The 15,772-nt window shown below is 66.4% G+C and carries 13 protein-coding genes, 1 tRNA gene and 1 riboswitch; of the genes, 6 read left to right on the top strand and 8 right to left on the bottom strand.

The features are described from left to right. Positions 1-27 precede the first annotated feature (27 nt). From ASD68_RS13165 to ASD68_RS13145, 5 genes are all read left to right on the top strand, one after another. Positions 28-101: transfer RNA gene (locus ASD68_RS13165), tRNA-Gly, on the top strand. Positions 102-136: 35 nt separating this feature from the next. Continuing rightward, positions 137-595, top strand: a complete 459-nt coding sequence (locus ASD68_RS13160) for a RimK/LysX family protein (RefSeq protein ID WP_056085033.1) — start codon at positions 137-139, stop codon at positions 593-595. Between the two features lie 7 nt (positions 596-602). Beyond that, a complete protein-coding gene (gene rimK / locus ASD68_RS13155; RefSeq protein ID WP_056607654.1) occupies positions 603-1,481 on the top strand; it encodes a 30S ribosomal protein S6--L-glutamate ligase in 879 nt (292 codons plus the stop codon). Positions 1,482-1,776: 295 nt separating this feature from the next. Beyond that, a complete protein-coding gene (locus ASD68_RS13150) occupies positions 1,777-2,463 on the top strand; it encodes a response regulator transcription factor (protein WP_007081123.1) in 687 nt (228 codons plus the stop codon). Further along, positions 2,447-3,733: a HAMP domain-containing sensor histidine kinase gene (locus tag ASD68_RS13145; protein WP_056607651.1), complete on the top strand. Its 1,287-nt coding sequence runs from the start codon at positions 2,447-2,449 to the stop codon at positions 3,731-3,733. Before ASD68_RS13150 ends, ASD68_RS13145 begins: the two co-directional genes overlap by 17 nt. Before the next feature lie 88 nt (positions 3,734-3,821). Here the strand turns inward: ASD68_RS13145 and ASD68_RS13140 are convergent, their stop codons facing one another. From ASD68_RS13140 to ASD68_RS13120, 5 genes are all read right to left on the bottom strand, one after another. Further along, on the bottom strand, positions 3,822-4,742 hold the full coding sequence (locus ASD68_RS13140; RefSeq protein ID WP_056085043.1) for a branched-chain amino acid transaminase: 921 nt from the start codon (positions 4,740-4,742) through the stop codon (positions 3,822-3,824). A 71-nt stretch (positions 4,743-4,813) separates the two neighbouring features. Beyond that, positions 4,814-5,368: a DUF4124 domain-containing protein gene (locus tag ASD68_RS13135; RefSeq protein WP_056607650.1), complete on the bottom strand. Its 555-nt coding sequence runs from the start codon at positions 5,366-5,368 to the stop codon at positions 4,814-4,816. Positions 5,369-5,389: 21 nt separating this feature from the next. Continuing rightward, complete coding sequence (gene metF / locus ASD68_RS13130; protein ID WP_056608057.1) at positions 5,390-6,214, bottom strand: methylenetetrahydrofolate reductase [NAD(P)H]; 825 nt, start codon at positions 6,212-6,214, stop codon at positions 5,390-5,392. 313 nt (positions 6,215-6,527) lie between these two features. Then, entirely contained in the window at positions 6,528-7,967 is a 1,440-nt protein-coding gene (ahcY, locus tag ASD68_RS13125) for an adenosylhomocysteinase (RefSeq protein ID WP_056085048.1), read from the bottom strand. A 73-nt stretch (positions 7,968-8,040) separates the two neighbouring features. Beyond that, a riboswitch (S-adenosyl-L-homocysteine riboswitch) is annotated at positions 8,041-8,150 on the bottom strand. 62 nt (positions 8,151-8,212) lie between these two features. After that, positions 8,213-10,546 carry a cbb3-type cytochrome c oxidase subunit I gene (locus ASD68_RS13120; protein ID WP_235578742.1) on the bottom strand — a complete coding sequence of 778 codons (2,334 nt, stop codon included), beginning with the start codon at positions 10,544-10,546 and terminating at the stop codon, positions 8,213-8,215. Between the two features lie 311 nt (positions 10,547-10,857). On the opposite strand from ASD68_RS13120, the gene ppc reads away from it, so the two are divergent. Beyond that, on the top strand, positions 10,858-13,569 hold the full coding sequence (gene ppc / locus ASD68_RS13115; RefSeq protein WP_056607644.1) for a phosphoenolpyruvate carboxylase: 2,712 nt from the start codon (positions 10,858-10,860) through the stop codon (positions 13,567-13,569). A 48-nt stretch (positions 13,570-13,617) separates the two neighbouring features. Here the strand turns inward: ppc and ASD68_RS13110 are convergent, their stop codons facing one another. From ASD68_RS13110 to ASD68_RS13100, 3 genes are all read right to left on the bottom strand, one after another. Then, entirely contained in the window at positions 13,618-14,379 is a 762-nt protein-coding gene (locus ASD68_RS13110) for a TerC family protein (protein WP_056607642.1), read from the bottom strand. Positions 14,380-14,731: 352 nt separating this feature from the next. Beyond that, the gene (locus tag ASD68_RS13105) at positions 14,732-15,007 is read right to left on the bottom strand and encodes a GIY-YIG nuclease family protein (RefSeq protein WP_056607640.1); all 276 of its coding nucleotides are present in this window, start codon (positions 15,005-15,007) and stop codon (positions 14,732-14,734) included. Between the two features lie 18 nt (positions 15,008-15,025). Next, positions 15,026-15,655 carry a glutathione S-transferase family protein gene (locus ASD68_RS13100; protein WP_056607639.1) on the bottom strand — a complete coding sequence of 210 codons (630 nt, stop codon included), beginning with the start codon at positions 15,653-15,655 and terminating at the stop codon, positions 15,026-15,028. Positions 15,656-15,772: the final 117 nt, after the last annotated feature.

The raw sequence follows: 15,772 nt of genomic DNA, 5'->3' as shown, positions 1-15,772 counted from the left end.
ATCCCGGGTTACCATCGCTCGACCAACGCGGGTGTAGCTCAATGGTAGAGCTGTAGCTTCCCAAGCTACTGACGAGGGTTCGATTCCCTTCACCCGCTCCATCCCCGTGGTCCTTCGTCGACGTCTTCGAACCTGCATGATCACCGCGGATCTCTTGGTGCTGGGGTGGCGCGAGCGGGTTTGCCTGCCGCAGCTGGGCATCGGCCTGCTCAAGGCCAAGCTCGATACCGGCGCGCGCAGCAGCGCGTTGCACGTGGATACGCTGGAAACCTTCGATCGCGACGGCACGACGTGGCTGCGTTTCGGCATGCATGTGGGGCGCCGGCAACCGCACGAAGTCCTTTGCGAGGCACCGGCGCTGGACCGGCGCGTGGTGACCGATACCGGCGGGCGGCGCACTGAGCGCTGGTTCATCCGCAGCGCAGTACAACTGGCCGGCCAGCAATTCAGTATCGACATCAACCTCGTGGATCGCCGCCACATGCTGTTTCCCATGCTGCTCGGCCGCAGCGCCCTGGTGGGGCGTTTTGTGGTCGATCCGGCCCGTTCCTATACCCAGCCGCGGCCGGTGGCGGCCGCGGACTTTCCGCGATGAGCCCCTAATGAAGATTGCGATCCTGTCGCGCAATACCCGTCTGTATTCCACCAAGCGGCTGGTGGAGGCGGCGCGCGAGCGCGGTCACGTCGTCCGCGTGCTCGACCCGTTGCGCTGCTACGTGCGCATCGCGCCGGGGGCGGTGGCGATCCGCTACCAGGGCAAGCCGGTACGGGATATCGATTGCGTGATCCCGCGCATCGGTACCTCCAGCACGTTCTACGGCACCGCGGTGCTGCGCCAGTTGGAGATGATGGGCGTGTATACGCCCAATCCGTCCGACGCGGTGTTGCGCGCGCGCGACAAGCTGCGTTGCCTGCAGATGCTGGCGGCGCAGGGCATCGACATGCCGGTGACGGTGTTCGGCGACAACCCCGACGACACCGCCGACGTGCTGGCGATGCTGGGCGAGCCGCCGCACGTGATCAAGCTCAACGAGGGCAGCCAGGGCACCGGCGTGGTGCTGGCGGAAAAGCGCAGCGCCTCGCAAAGCGTGATCGAGGCCTTCCGCGGCCTGTACGCCAACTTCCTGGTGCAGGAGTTCGTGGCCGAGGCGAACGGCAGCGACCTGCGCTGTTTCGTGGTGGGCAAGAAGGTGGTGGCGGCGATGCAGCGCATGGCCAGCCCCGGCGAGTTCCGCGCCAACCTGCACCGCGGTGGCAGTGCGGTGGCGGCCACGCTCAGTGCCGACGAGAAGCGCATCGCGGTGCGTGCCGCCTGCACGCTGGGGCTGGGCATCGCGGGGGTCGACCTGCTGCGCTCCAATCGCGGCCCGCTGCTGCTGGAGGTCAACGCCTCGCCGGGGCTGGAGGGCATCGAAGCGGCCACCGGCGTGAATGTTTCCGGCCACATCATCCAGCACCTGGAGCAGCACGCGGGCAAGTGATTTCCCGCGCGGTGACGCGAAAACACGCCGGATTAACCGGGTTGTAACTTTCGAACCTCTATAACGATCCCACTGTTTTTGTCTGGCACCTCAACCGCGAGGCGGTGGCGACAGACGACGGTATCGGGGCAGTAGCTTGGGCCCAGGTGCGGCGACGGCGAGTCGTTTCACTTGGGCCTTTTTCTTGCCTGGAGCCTTGACTTCAGCCGGGAGTGCAAGCGCCCTTCATCCAAGCTTTGTTAAGCTTGCAACCCTCAGTCCGGCCCCTGTCGCCGGCTGCGTAGCGGAGTGACGCATGCGCGTTCTGGTGATTGAAGACAACACGGATATCGCCACCAATATCGGCGATTACCTGGAAGACCGCGGCCACGTGGTGGATTTCGCCGGCGACGGCGTCACCGGGCTGCATCTGGCGGTGGTGCACGACTTCGACGTGATCGTGCTGGACCTCACCCTGCCCGGCATGGACGGGCTGGACGTGGCGCGCAAGCTGCGCCATGAGGCGCACAAGCAGACGCCGATCCTCATGCTCACCGCGCGCGATGCGCTGGAGCAGAAGCTGACCGGTTTCGAATCCGGCGCCGATGACTACATGACCAAGCCGTTCGCGCTGCAGGAACTGTCGGCGCGGCTGGAAGTGCTGGCCCGCCGCGGCAAGGGTCCGCAAAGCCGCGTGCTGAAAGTGGCCGACCTCACCTTCAACCTCGACACGCTGACGGTGAACCGCGAGGGCAAGTCGATCCAGCTGAACCCGATCGGCCTGAAGCTTTTGCAGGCGCTGATGGAGGCCAGCCCCTCGGTGGTCACGCGGCAGGATCTGGAGCAGAAAGTGTGGGGCGAGGAGTTGCCGGACAGCGACAGCCTGCGCGTGCATATCCACGGCCTGCGCGCGGCGATCGACAAGCCGTTCGAGAAGCCGCTGATCCACACCCGTCACGGCATTGGCTATCGCATGGTCGAGCCGGATGCGATCCAGGCGTAAGCTTCGCTTTCGATTGATCGTCTCCTTCGCGCTGTTCGGCTTCGGCCTCAGCGTGCTGTTCGCCGTGGCTGCGCTGAACATCCGCGTCAAGGTGGAAGACCAGTTGGTCACCGCCTCGCTGCAGCAGGACGTGGACCAGGCGGTGGAGCAGGTTCACAAGGATCCCAGCAAGCCAGCCGGCTCTGAGTTGATCGAGGCGTGGATGCGCAGCGAGCGCACGCTCTACAACATGCCGCTGGCGTGGCAGGCGCTGGACAGCGGCGTCCACGACATCTATGAAACAGCCGAGGACGGCACCACCCATCACTACAAGCTGGCGGTGCGCCGTAAATATGGCCTGATCGGATTCATCCGCTACGACGTCAGTCGCGACGACCTGGGCAAGCAGCAACTGCTGATCAGCGTGATCGGCGCGGTGTTCCTGTTTGGGCTGCTGTCGCTGGTGCTGGGGCTCTGGCTTTCGCGCAAGGTGCTCAAGCCGGTGACCGAGCTGGCCAATCGTTTGCGCGACTTCCGCAAGGTGGGCAAGGCCGAGCCGCTGGCGCCGTATTTTGCCGACGACGAGGTGGGTGAGCTGGCGCATGCGCTGGATGAATATTCGGCGCGGCTCACCGCGATGGTGGAGCGCGACCGCGAGTTCAACTCCGACGTCAGCCACGAGTTGCGCACGCCGCTGGCGGTGATCGCCAGCACCACTGAATTGCTACAGGGTTCGCCCGACCTCACCGAAAAGCTCAGCGAGCGGTTGAAGCGGATCGAGCGCGCCTCGCGCCAGGCTACCGAGCTGATCGAGGCGCTGCTGCTGCTGTCACGTGCCGAGCGGCGCGGCCCCACCCGCGGTGAAACCACCGAGGTGGGCAAGGTGGCGGCCGATGTCATCGAAAGCCAGCGCCCGCAGGTGCGCGGCAAACCGCTGATGATCGAGCTGGTGGTGCAGGACGAGGCAGTCAGCGTCAACGCGCCAGCGTCCGTGCTGTCGGTGGCGCTGACCAACCTGATCGGCAACGCCATCAAGTACACCCTGGAAGGCACCGTGCGGGTCGAAGTGGGTGATGGCCGCATCGAGGTGATCGACACCGGCCCTGGCATCAAGCCCGAAGACGCCGAGCGCCTGTTCCAGCGCGGCGTGCGCGGGGAAGGTGCCGGCGGCAGCGGCGCCGGCCTGGGCCTGGCAATCGTGCGCCGGCTGTGCGAACTCTACGGCTGGGATGTTTCGATGCGCCCGCGCGACGACGGCAACGGCGCGGTGGCCTGCATCAAGTTCAGCTGATGGTGGATCTGTAGGAGCGCACCCTGTGCGCGATGCTTTTGCCTCAGGCAAGAGCCATCGCGCACAGGGTGCGCTCCTACAGGCTGGTTCACACCTGCTCCAGCCAGCCCCACTTGTCGTGGGTGCGGCCGTCGAACAGGCCGAAGAACAATTCCTGCAGCCGCAGGGTGATGCGGCCAGCCTTGCCGGCACCGATCTGTTTGCCGTCGACGGAGCGGATCGGGGTGATCTCGGCGGCGGTGCCGCACATCAGGATCTCGTCGGCGAGATAGAGGTATTCGCGCGGCAGGTCGCGTTCGATCACTTCGATGCCGTCCTCGCGGGCCAGCGTCACCAGCGTGTGGCGGGTGATGCCGGCCAGCAGCGAGGCGCTGGCCGGCGGCGTGTGCAGCACGCCGTCGAACACCAGGAACAGGTTCTCGCCCGCGCCTTCGCTGAGCAAACCGGTGGACGCCAGCGCGATGCCTTCGCCGAAACCGAGCCGGCGCGCCTCGCGCGCGATCAACTGCCCGGAAAGATAATTGCCGCCGGCCTTGGCGCCGGCCGGGATGGTGTTGGGCGCGAAGCGCTGCCAACTGGACACGCAGGCGTCGATGCCGTTCTCGAGAGCTTCGGCGCCCAGGTATGGGCCCATCGGCCAGGCGGCCACGGCCACGTCGATCGGTGTTTCGGCGGACAGGCCGAAACCACCCAGCCCGCGGTAGGCCACGGGGCGCAGGTAGGCGGCGTCGAGGCCGTTCTTGCTGATGACATCGCGGCAGGCCGCCGCCAGTTCGTCGGCGCTGTACGGGATCGTCATGTCATAGACGCGGGCCGACTGGTACAGCCGGTTCAGATGGTCGGTGAGCCGGAAGATCGCCGCGCCGTCGGGCGTCGCGTAACTGCGGATGCCCTCGAAAACCGAGGAGCCGTAATGCAGCGCGTGCGACATCACGTGGGCGGTTGCGTCCTGCCAGCGCTTGATGCTGCCGTTCTGCCAGATCCAGTCGGGGTATTGCTGCTGCGCCATGGTCGTTTCTCCGTGGGGAACAACCATCATAACGCCGCCTGCTCAAGGCCGGCGTAATGGCCCGGCCGGCATCAATCCGCGTTGCGCAGCCACAGGCAGCCGGCGCGATGCACCAGGTCGAAATGCCATTGGCGCGCGCCGGTACCCGTGCGGTCGGCGACGTCCAGCACCAGCATCGGCGTGGAAGGCGTGGTCGATACCGCGGTGGGGTAGGGCGTCGCTGCACTGCGCGCCGGCGTCGGGGCACCGGGGAAATCGATGCCCAGCAGCGGTTGCCGTACCAGGCCGGCCAGCATCTCGATATCGGCAATGGCGGCGCCCTTGCCGTAGCCGTTCCACAGCATCAGCCCGGCCAGCCGGTTGGCGTCCTGTTGCGCGAACGCCTCGATCACGCCCTGGCGCAAGTCGTCGCGGGTGGCGGCGCACAACATCATGGGTGCGGATGACGGTGCGCCTTCCGGGCTGGGTGATGCGCGCACCGGCGAGGCCTGCATGCTGGCGCAGGGCTGGTCGGTGAATACGGGATTTCCGCTGCTGCCGATGCAGTGGTGGATGGCCGTCTGCGCCCCGGCCGGCAGCGCGATCAGGGACAGGGCGAACAACAACAGGCGGCATGGCAAGCGCATGCCGCCAGCATAGCGTTGCGATCACGCCAGTTGCTTCAGCACCGCCTCGGTGGCCTTGGCCCGGTTCAGCGTATAGAAGTGCAACCCCGGCGCACCGCCGTCGAGCAGGCGCCGGCACAGCGTCGTCACCACTTCGGTGCCCAGTTTGCGCACGGCGTCGGCGTCGTCGCCGTGGGCGCGCATGCGCTGGGTGATCCAGCGCGGGATTTCCGCGCCGCACATGTCGGAAAACCGCTGCAGCTGGCTGTAGTTGGTGATCGGCATGATGCCCGGCACGATCGGCACGTTCACGCCCAACCGCTGCACGTCGTCGACGAAACGGAAGTAGGCATCGGCGTTGAAGAAATACTGGGTGATCGCGCCATCGGCGCCGGCATCAACCTTGGCCTTGAAATGCTGCAGGTCGCGCAAAGCGTTGTCGGCCTGCGGGTGGGTTTCCGGATAGGCCGCCACTTCGATATGGAAATGGTCGCCGCTGTGCTCGCGGATGAAACGCACCAGCTCGGCGGCGTAACGGAAGTCGCCCGGCGTGGCCATGCCCGAGGGCAGGTCGCCGCGCAGCGCCACGATGCGGCGATAGCCGGCGGCGCGGTAGTCGTCCAGCAAGGCGGCCAGCTCGGCCCGGTTGCCGCCCACGCACGACAGGTGCGGCGCGGCGGGCAGGCCGTGCTGTTCATGCAGGTGCCGCGCGGTTTCGGCGGTGTAGCTCAGGGTGGAGCCGCCGGCGCCGAAAGTCACCGACACGTAGTCGGGCTGGTACGCCTTCAGCGCCGCGACGGTGCGGTCCAATTGCGCCCGCTGCTCATCGGTCTTGGGCGGAAAAAACTCGAAACTGACGGCCGGCATCATGGGGCTCCCTGTCGTGGTGCGGGCAAGTATATCTTTGTTTCGCGATGAAGCGATGGATGGTGGGGCGGGAATCGGGATTGGGGATTTGGGATTCGTTTGAAGCGAAACGTGCGCTTGGCGGTGCCCTTCGACTTCGCTGCGCTACGCTCAGGGTGAACGGACTTTTGCGCGTCGACCTTCTCCCCTCACCGTTCACCCTGAGCGTAGGCCCGCAGGGCCGAAGTCGAAGGGCCGCCGCTGGCACAAAAAAACGGAGCGCATTGCTGCGCCCCGTCCTGCTTTTCCGAATCCCGAATCCCGAATCCCGTCCTCAGTACCGGTAATGATCCGGCTTGTACGGGCCTTCCACCGGTACGCCAAGGTATTTGGCCTGCTCGTTGCTGAGCGTGGTCAGCTTCACGCCGATCTTTTCCAGATGCAGGCGGGCGACTTCCTCGTCCAGCTTCTTGGGCAGGATGTAGACCTTGTTCTCGTAGCTGTCCTTGTGTTCCCACAGGTCGATCTGCGCCAGGGTCTGGTTGGCGAACGAGTTGGACATCACGAAGCTCGGGTGGCCGGTGGCGCAGCCCAGGTTGACCAGGCGGCCTTCGGCCAGCAGGAACAGCGCGTGGCCGTCGGCGAACACGTACTTGTCGACCTGCGGCTTGATGTTGATCTTCTCCACGCCGGCCAGCGCGTTCAGCGCGTCGACCTGGATCTCGTTGTCGAAGTGGCCGATGTTGCAGACGATGGCCTGGTCCTTCATGGCCTTCAGGTGATCGATCGTCAGCACGTCCTTGTTGCCGGTGGTGGTGACGTAGATGTCGCCACGGCCCAGGGTCGATTCGACGGTGTTGACCTCGAAACCTTCCATCGCCGCCTGCAGTGCGTTGATCGGGTCGATCTCGGTCACCACCACGCGCGAGCCATACGCACGCAAGCTGTGCGCGCAGCCCTTGCCCACGTCGCCGTAGCCGCAGACCACGGCCACCTTGCCGGCCAGCATCACGTCCATCGCGCGCTTCAGGCCATCGGCCAGCGACTCGCGGCAGCCGTACAGGTTGTCGAACTTGCTCTTGGTCACCGAGTCGTTGACGTTGATCGCGGGGATCAGCAGCGACTTGGCCTCGGCCAGCTGGTACAGGCGGTGCACGCCGGTGGTGGTCTCCTCGGAGACGCCCTTCCAGTCCTTGACCACGGTGTGCCAGTAACCCGGGCGCTCGCTGTGCACGCGCTTGAGCAGGTTCTTGATGACCTGCTCCTCGTGCGAGGAAGCCTTTTCATCGACCCACTTGGAGCCGTTCTCCAGCTCGTAACCCTTGTGGATCAGCAGCGTCACGTCGCCGCCGTCGTCGACCACCAGTTGGGGCCCAAGGAAACCGCCCTTGCCGTCGGGGAAGGAGAGCGCTTCCAGCGTGCAGTCCCAATACTCTTCCAGGGTCTCGCCCTTCCAGGCGAACACCGGCGTGCCGGTGGCGGCAATCGCGGCGGCCGCGTGGTCCTGCGTGCTGAAGATGTTGCACGAGGCCCAGCGGACGTCGGCGCCGATGTCCTTCAGCGTCTCGATCAGCACGGCGGTCTGGATCGTCATGTGCAGCGAGCCGGTCACGCGCACGCCCTTCAGCGGCTGCGCGGTGGCGTGCTTCTTGCGGATCGACATCAGGCCCGGCATCTCGTGCTCGGCGATGTCCAGCTCCTTGCGGCCCCAGTCGGCCAGCGACAGGTCGCGGATCTTGTAGTCCTGGGTGTTTTCTTTGAGTGCGGCGTTCATCGGTATCTCCGGTCAGGGCGAGGCTCTTGTGGGACCGGCCACGGAGGGGCGGTCTGTCGAAGGGCTCGCATGAAACAACCGGGCGCCGTTGTGGAACGTGCCGCGCCGAGCCTGGCCGTTTTCCGTGAGACGCGGAGGCATCCGCATTCGCGCTCACAAACGGTCGCAGCGCCCCTCGGCGGGCAAGCGAAGTCCCCATTGTAACCGGAAGCCCCGCCGGCATGAATCCGTCGGGGTGGGCGTGCCTACTTGGCGCTATCCAGCGCATTGCCCCCGTCGGCCCGCATGAGCAGCCAGCCTTTCACCGCGGCGATGAACAGCGGCACCGAGCCGAACAGGATGAACACCATGTCCCCGGGCATGCGCATCCATTCCAGCGTCTTGGCCACCGTGCCGCCGGTGAACGCCGGTGCACGGGCATGCCAGTAGCCGTTCTCGATCACGTCCCACATCTGCCAGACGCCGCCGGGGAACAGGCTCAGCAGCAGCATCAGCACCAGGCCGCCGTTGGTGCCGAAGAAGGCCACCTTGATGTACTTCTCCACCGCCGGCCAGCGCTTGTCGTCGATGGTCTGGCGCAGCACGAACACCATCAGCGCGATCGCCAGCATGCCGAACACGCCCATCAACGCGGCATGGCCATGGTTGGGCGTGAGGATGGTGCCGGTTTCGTAGTAGCTGACGATCGGCAGGTTGATCAGGAAGCCGAACACGCCGGCGCCCACGAAATTCCAGAAGCCCACCGCCATCAGGAAGTAGAACGTCCACTTGTGCGGGATGTTGATGGCCTTGCCGCATTCGTCGCATTCGCCACGGGTGGTGCGTACGAACGCCCAGGCGTCCAGCGTCAGCAAGGTCAGCGGCACCACTTCCAGCACCGAGAACAGGCCGGCCAGCGCCATGTTGATATGCGTCTGCCCGCTGAAGTACCAGTGGTGCCCGGTGCCGACCAGGCCACCCAGGAAATACAGGATGGCGTCCAGGTAGATCACCCGCAGCGCGGTGTTCCGGCGGGCCAGGCCCAGCTGGTAGAAGGTCAGCGCCACCACCGTGGTGGCGAACAGCTCGAAGAAGCCTTCCAGCCACAGGTGGATGATCCAGAAGCGCCAGGTGTCGACCACGGTGAAGTTGTCGTGCGAGCCGATGAACAGCGCCGGCACGTAGAACACCGGCACTGCCAGCGCGGCAATCAGGAACATCACCGCCAGCGGCCGCGCCTGCGCCGTCACCACGCGCGGGCGCACCAGCGTCCACAGCATCGCGAACCATGCGAACAGGCCGATCACCAGCAGCACCTGCCAGAGCCGCCCCAGTTCCAGGTACTCCCAGCCCTGGTTGCCCAGCCAGTACCACCAGTCGCCAAGCAACTGCGATATGCCCGCCCATTCGCCCAGCAGGCTGCCCACGATCACTACCGCGAACGCGCCGAACAGCAGGTGCACCCACATGGCGAACGAGCGCGGTTCATCGCGTCGCAGGGTGCGCCCCAGGAACAGCGCGGCCGCCACGTAGGCGGTGGCGATCCACAGGATCGCGGTCTGCAGATGCCAGGTGCGCAGCAGGTTGCTGGGGAAGATGTTGTCCAGCGGGAAGCCGTAGAAATCGCCCGGCTCCGCGCGCGAGTGGGCGATGGCGCCGCCCACCAGCGTCTGCATCAGGAACAAGGCGGCCACCACCACGTAGAACTTCACCAGCGCCCGCTGGCCCGGGCTGGCGGCACCGGGCAGGACCTGCGGGTGCACGTGGTGGCCATGGCTGATCCAGCCCAGGTTCTCGAAGCGCCCGAAAATGAGCAGCACCGTGGCGATGCCCGCCAGCAGGATCACCAGGCTCAGCGCGCTCCACAGCACCGCGCCGCCGGTGGGCACGTTGCCCACGCTGGGGTCGTACGGAAAATTGTTGGTGTAGGAGAAGTTCTTGCCCGGCCGGTTGGCCACCGATGCCCACGCTGCCCAGGTCACGAACGCGCTGAACTGGCGGATCTCGGTCGGGTCGGTGATCAGGTTCGGTTTCAGGCCGCCATTCCCGGTGGACAGCTTGAAATAGTCGGCCCAGTGGGGAATCTGCTTGCGGTACGCATCCGCTTCCGCCGCGGTCAGCTGCAAGGTGTCGGTGCCGGCGTCGTAGCGGTTGGTCTTCAGGATCACCGCCGTCTCGGCCTGCAACGCGGCCCGCGAGCCCGCGTCGAGCTGGTCGGCGGGCTTGCCGAAACGCTGAAGCGCCAGCGCCTCGGAAACGTCGACGCCGATCATGTGCAGCGCCAGCGCCGAGTAGTCCGGCCCCAGATACGCGCCATGACCCCAGATGCTGCCGTTGTCCATCAAGCCGTAGCGCAGCATCACCGCCTGGCCGTCGCTGACGTCCGCACCGGTGAACAGCGTGGTGCCCTGCGCGTCGACCACCTTGCCGGGGATCGGCGGCGCATGGCGATAGGCCAGCGTGGTGATCATGACCAGCAGCGCAAAGCCCCCGACCATCACGATCACCAGGGTGCGCACCCACCACGGAGAGACCGGGCCGTCATCGCCCAGCAGTGGTTCCGACACGGTGTGCGCGGCGGCGTCGATGGGCATATTCATGGTGGGTCCCCTGGCTGCTGCAAGAAGAATACGGCGAGCAGATGAGCACGGCCGCCCATGCGGCGGCAGGTGCCGCAGATCGGCGGATGACATGGTTCGATCCCGGTACAACGGATAACGCGCCGGGCGTGAACATCATGTGCCCGGCGCCGTCAGGGAGGCAAGCGTGAGGCGAAGCAATCGTGATCGTGGACTACCCGACGCGTGACGAGCACGCGATGAAAGGGCGGTAAAGACGTCCAAAACGAAAATTTTCCGCTGCGCTGCACAATTCGCTAAACTGGCCCACTGATTCGGCTGGAGCGTACCCAATGCAAGACAACCGCGAACTCGAGTTTTTGCCGCATGACGGCCCCCTGCGCGAGGACGTCAGCCGCTTGGGTGCGATGGTGGGTTTGATGTTGGCCGAGCAGGAAGGCCCGGCCTTTTTCGAGCGCGTCGAACAGGTGCGCACCGCGGCGATCCGTCGCCGGCGCGAAGGCGCGTCGGTGGACGAGCTGGCCGACTCGCTGGCGGGTCTGGACGCGGCCGATGCCGAGACGCTGGCCCGTGCCTTCGCCACCTACTTCCAGGCGGTGAACACCGCCGAGCGCGTCCATCGCATCCGCCGCCGGCGCGATTACCAGCGCGAGGGCGGCACCCCGCAGCCGGAATCCCTGCTCGACGTGCTGGGCCAGTTGAAGGCCGATGGCGTGCAGGCCGAGGAGTTGCTGGGCTGGATGGAGCGGCTGTGGATCGAGCCGGTGTTCACCGCCCATCCCACCGAGGCGGTGCGCCGTTCGCTGCTGGAAAAAGAGCAGGCGATCGTGCGTTCGCTGGTGGACAACTTCAATCACAACCGCACGCCGCAAGAGCGCATCGAGGACGACGACCGCATCTACATGGCGCTCTCCGCCGGCTGGCAAACCGCCGAGGCCTCGCCGGTGCGGCCCAGCGTGCAGGACGAATACGAGCACGTCGGTTATTACCTGGCCAACCCGCTCTACCGCATCGTGCCGGCGCTGTACGAGTCGCTGGCCCGCTCGCTGCAGGACGTCTATGGCGTGGCGGTGAAGCTGCCGCGGCTGCTGAGCTTCGCCAGCTGGGTGGGCGGTGACATGGACGGCAACCCCAACGTGGGCTCCGACACCATCGCCTCCAGCCTGGCCTCGCAGCGCGCCCAGGTGCTGGAGCGCTATCTCGAAGACATCAACGCGTTGGCCCATCAGCTCAGCCAGACCGAAGGCCGGGTGGGCGTTGCGCGCGGCCTGCGTACCCGGCTCGCTGATTACCGCGAGCGCTTTCCGGCCGCGGCGGCAAAGATCCGGCCGCGCCACCTGGACATGCCGTACCGCTGTTTCCTGGTGCTGATCGGCGCGCGACTGGAAGCCACGCGCGACGACCAGAAAGACGGCTATACGTCCGCGGCCGAACTGACCGATGACCTGCAACTGATCGCCGACAGCCTGTTCGACAACCTGGGCCTGCACGCTGGCGCCTATGCGGTGGAGCGGTTGATCTGCCGCGTGCGCAGCTTCGGCTTCCACCTGGCCCGGCTGGATCTGCGCCAGGATTCGCGGGTGCACGACGACGCGCTCGGCGCCCTGCTGAACGACCCTGACTGGGCCAGCCGGCCGAAGCTGGAGCGTGCCGATCGGCTGCGCCCGTATGCCAGCGGCGCACAGGCGTTCGGTGACTGCGACGACGATTCGGCGAAAAACCTGCAATCGGTTTTCATCACCCTGCGCGAGAGCCGCCAGCGCTACGGCCTCGATGCCACCGGGCTGTACATCATCAGCATGGCGCGCTCGGCCGCCGACGTGCTGGCCGTGCTGGCGCTGGCGCGGCGCGGCGGACTTGTCTCGCCCGAGAAGCCGCACGACGTGCCGCTGGACATCGCGCCGCTGTTCGAGACGGTGGATGACCTGCAGAACGCACCGGCCTCGCTGCGGGCGCTGCTGGATGACCCTGTGTATCGCCAGCACCTGGCGGCGCGCGGCGATCAGCAGTGGGTGATGCTGGGTTACTCCGACAGCGGCAAGGACGCCGGCACGCTGGCCTCGAAATGGGCGCTGCAACGGGCACAGGGCGAGTTGCTGGAAGTGGCGCGCGAAGCCGACATCCAGCTGGCGTTCTTCCACGGCCGCGGTGGTTCGGCCAGCCGCGGTGGCGCACGTATCACGCCGGCGCTGATGTCCTCGCCGCGCGGCGCGGTGGCCGGCGTGCTGCGCGTCACCGAGCAGGGCGAGGTGATCCACCGCAAGTACGGCATCCGCGCGCTGGCGCTGCGCGGGCTGGAGCAGACCGTGGGCGCGGTGCTGCGCGCCTCGCTGCGCCCACGCCAGACCGATCCCCGTGAAGTGCGCTGGTCGGAGGTGATGACCGCTCTGTCGGCCGCCAGCCGCAAGACCTATCGCGAATTCGTCGACCGCGAGCATTTCGTGGAATATTTCCGCACCGCCACGCCGGTCGACGTGATCGAGAAGATGACCCTGGGCTCGCGCCCGGCCAGCCGCCGAAGCATGCGCGGCGTGCAGGATCTGCGCGCCATCCCGTGGGTGTTCGCCTGGACCCAGTGCCGCTCGATCCTGCCCGGCTGGTACGGCCTGGGCAGCGCGCTGGAGCAGGGCGTCGAGCAGTTCGGCGAGGACACCCTGGCGGAAATGGCGCGGCACTGGCCGTTTTTCAGCAACATGCTCGACGACGTCGAAATGGTGCTGGCCAAATGCGACCTCGGCATTGCCGAGGCGTTTTCCACCTTGTCCGGGCCGCTGCACGACGACTTCTTCGGCCTGATCCGCGACGAATTCGAACGGACCCGGCGTTGGCTGTTGCGCCTGAAGAGCACCGGCACGCTGTTGAACGACTCGCCGCGGCTGGCCGTCTCGATCCGCCTGCGCAACCCGTACATCGATCCGATGAGCCTGCTGCAGGTCGACCTGCTGCGCCGCTGGCGTGCGGGCAACGGCACCGACGATGCCTTGCTGCAGGCGCTGGTCGCCTGCGTCAACGGCGTGTCGCAGGGTTTGCAGAACACGGGCTGATTGCCGGGACGGCGGCGCGCACATGCGGCGCGCCGCCGCTGCACCGGGTCAGCCCGGCTCGCCGCGGTATTTCTCGTGCAGCGCCACCGGCGCGGTCTGGTTGGCGGCGCGTCGGCGGATCCACAGGTTGATCAGCTCCACGAATACCGAGAAGGCCATCGCGGCATAGATGTAGCCCTTGGGAATGTGCTGGCCGAAGCCGTCGGCCATCAGCACCAGGCCGATCATGATCAGGAAGCTCAGCGCCAGCACCTTGACGGTGGGGTGGCGCTCCACGAACTCGCCCAGCGGCCGCGCGAACGCCAGCATGAAACCGATCGAGGCCAGGATGGCGGTGACCATCACCCAGCGCTGATCGACCATGCCCACGGCGGTGATGATGGAGTCCAGCGAGAACACCACGTCCAGCAGCATGATCTGCACGATCACCCCGCCGAACGTCGCGGCCGCCGTACCCGCCGTCACCTGCTCGGTGGCGCCTTCCAGTTTCTGGTGGATTTCGTGGGTGGCCTTGGCGATCAGGAACAGGCCGCCGCCGATCAGGATCAGGTCGCGCCACGAGAAGGCGTGGTCGAACAGCGAGAACAGCGGTGCGGTCAGCCCCACGATCCAGGCGATCGCCAGCAGCAGTCCAAGCCGCGTGATCGCCGCCAGCATGATGCCGAGGCGGCGGGCTTTGTCGCGCTGCTCGATCGGCAATTTGCCGGCCAGGATCGAGATGAAAATGATGTTGTCGATGCCAAGGACCAGCTCCAGGGCGGTCAGCGTGGCGAGGGCGATCCAGATTTCGGGATTGGCCAGTGCTTCCATGGGAATCTCTCGGGTGGATGAAGGCGGCGAAGGTTTTCGCCATTGAGGTGAAGCATGCCGCCGGCAGCGAATGGCGGCGGTGAAGACGTTGACAGCGGTTCGACCGCCGCCGGCAAATGCGGCGCGGTGCTACGGGGAAGGAAGTTTCATGGGCGTACAGCTGCTCCGGCAAGCTCATGGGCCACGGCCGCGGGGCATCTGTGATGGACGCACCTTCGCCGTGGATCGGCGAAGGTCTTGCTCGCAAACCGTTTGCCGGCTTGCTGCTGCACCGGGGCAAAGCCCGTAATGACGGCGACAGCGACTGGGAGCTACTCCCCTTCGCCGGCGATGCTAGCACGTGCGCCGCCGTTTACCGCGACATGCTTTCGTGCAGCGCCGCGATGCGCTGCGCCCGCGGCAGGCGCTTCCAGGCGATCTCCAGCCGCAACGCCTCGCCGTGGCTGGCGACCCAGACCCAACCCAGCATCTGCTTCGGCGGGTTGGAGCGGGTAAAACGCGCGCCCTTGCCGGCGAGGTGCTTTGCGTAGCGTTGTTCGGGGTCGCGGGCGATGCCGGTGTAGACGCGGCCGTCGGCGCATTCCAGCAGGTAGACAGCCCAGGCGGTGGCGCCGGGGTCGTCGTTCACCGGTTCAATCCCACCCGATCAGGCCCATTCGACTAGGCCCTCGGCATCGCAGACCTGCTTCCATGACGGGCGTGCCTTGAGACGCGTGGCCAGGGCGGCCAGTTGCGGCCATTCCGTCGCCGGCTTCGGCATGTTGCGCGACCAACGCATCAGCATCAGCGCATACAGGTCGACCAAGCCGAAGGTGTCGCCGAGCATGTACGGGCCGTGTGCGGCGAGGTGGGCATCGATCTTCGTCCAGCACTTTTCGATGCCGGCGCGCGCAGCCTGCCCGATCGTGTCGGCGCCTTCGGGCAGGTGGTCGCCGGGATAGAACCACTGGCGGAACAGCGGCTGCAGATTGTTGGCGAGGTACAGCATCCATTGCAGGTAATCCGCGCGCCCGGCGCTGCCAGCCGCCGGGGCCAGCGCGGCTTCGGGATGGCGTTCGGTCAGCAGCATCGCCAGCGCCGCCGCTTCGCTGTGCGGCACGCCGTCGATCACCAGCGTCGGCACCACGCCATTCGGGTTGATCGCCAGATACGCCGCACTGCGCTGCTCGCCCTTGTCGAGATCAATGCGCTTGAGCTCGTGCGGCGCGCCGATTTCCAGCAGCGCCAGGTGCACCAGCAGGTTGGCCGAGCCGGGGGCGTAGTAGAGCGTGTACATGGGGTGTGTCCGTGGATGGGGTCAGTGGATGATACGGCCAAGAGCAGCCCCCATCCGCCCTGTCGGGCACCTTCCCCCGTTGCACGGGGAAAGGAAGCGACCGGACTCCTCGAATCA

Source organism: Rhodanobacter sp. Root627 (assembly GCF_001427835.1).
In the GTDB taxonomy this organism is placed as follows: Bacteria; Pseudomonadota; Gammaproteobacteria; order Xanthomonadales; family Rhodanobacteraceae; genus Rhodanobacter; species Rhodanobacter ginsenosidimutans.
This window is presented reverse-complemented; position numbering and strand designations above follow the sequence as displayed.

What these genes read in the sequence shown, in the direction of transcription:
- ASD68_RS13100 (WP_056607639.1), bottom strand. Translation starts at nt 15,655, where the DNA reads ATGTACACGCTCTACTACGCCCCCGGCTCGGCCAACCTGCTGGTGCAC.
- ASD68_RS13110 (WP_056607642.1), bottom strand. Translation starts at nt 14,379, where the DNA reads ATGGAAGCACTGGCCAATCCCGAAATCTGGATCGCCCTCGCCACGCTG.
- ahcY (WP_056085048.1), bottom strand. Translation starts at nt 7,967, where the DNA reads ATGAACGCCGCACTCAAAGAAAACACCCAGGACTACAAGATCCGCGAC.
- ppc (WP_056607644.1), top strand. Translation starts at nt 10,858, where the DNA reads ATGCAAGACAACCGCGAACTCGAGTTTTTGCCGCATGACGGCCCCCTG.
- ASD68_RS13120 (WP_235578742.1), bottom strand. Translation starts at nt 10,546, where the DNA reads ATGAATATGCCCATCGACGCCGCCGCGCACACCGTGTCGGAACCACTG.
- ASD68_RS13135 (WP_056607650.1), bottom strand. Translation starts at nt 5,368, where the DNA reads ATGCGCTTGCCATGCCGCCTGTTGTTGTTCGCCCTGTCCCTGATCGCG.
- rimK (WP_056607654.1), top strand. Translation starts at nt 603, where the DNA reads ATGAAGATTGCGATCCTGTCGCGCAATACCCGTCTGTATTCCACCAAG.
- ASD68_RS13140 (WP_056085043.1), bottom strand. Translation starts at nt 4,742, where the DNA reads ATGGCGCAGCAGCAATACCCCGACTGGATCTGGCAGAACGGCAGCATC.
- metF (WP_056608057.1), bottom strand. Translation starts at nt 6,214, where the DNA reads ATGCCGGCCGTCAGTTTCGAGTTTTTTCCGCCCAAGACCGATGAGCAG.
- ASD68_RS13145 (WP_056607651.1), top strand. Translation starts at nt 2,447, where the DNA reads ATGCGATCCAGGCGTAAGCTTCGCTTTCGATTGATCGTCTCCTTCGCG.
- ASD68_RS13150 (WP_007081123.1), top strand. Translation starts at nt 1,777, where the DNA reads ATGCGCGTTCTGGTGATTGAAGACAACACGGATATCGCCACCAATATC.
- ASD68_RS13160 (WP_056085033.1), top strand. Translation starts at nt 137, where the DNA reads ATGATCACCGCGGATCTCTTGGTGCTGGGGTGGCGCGAGCGGGTTTGC.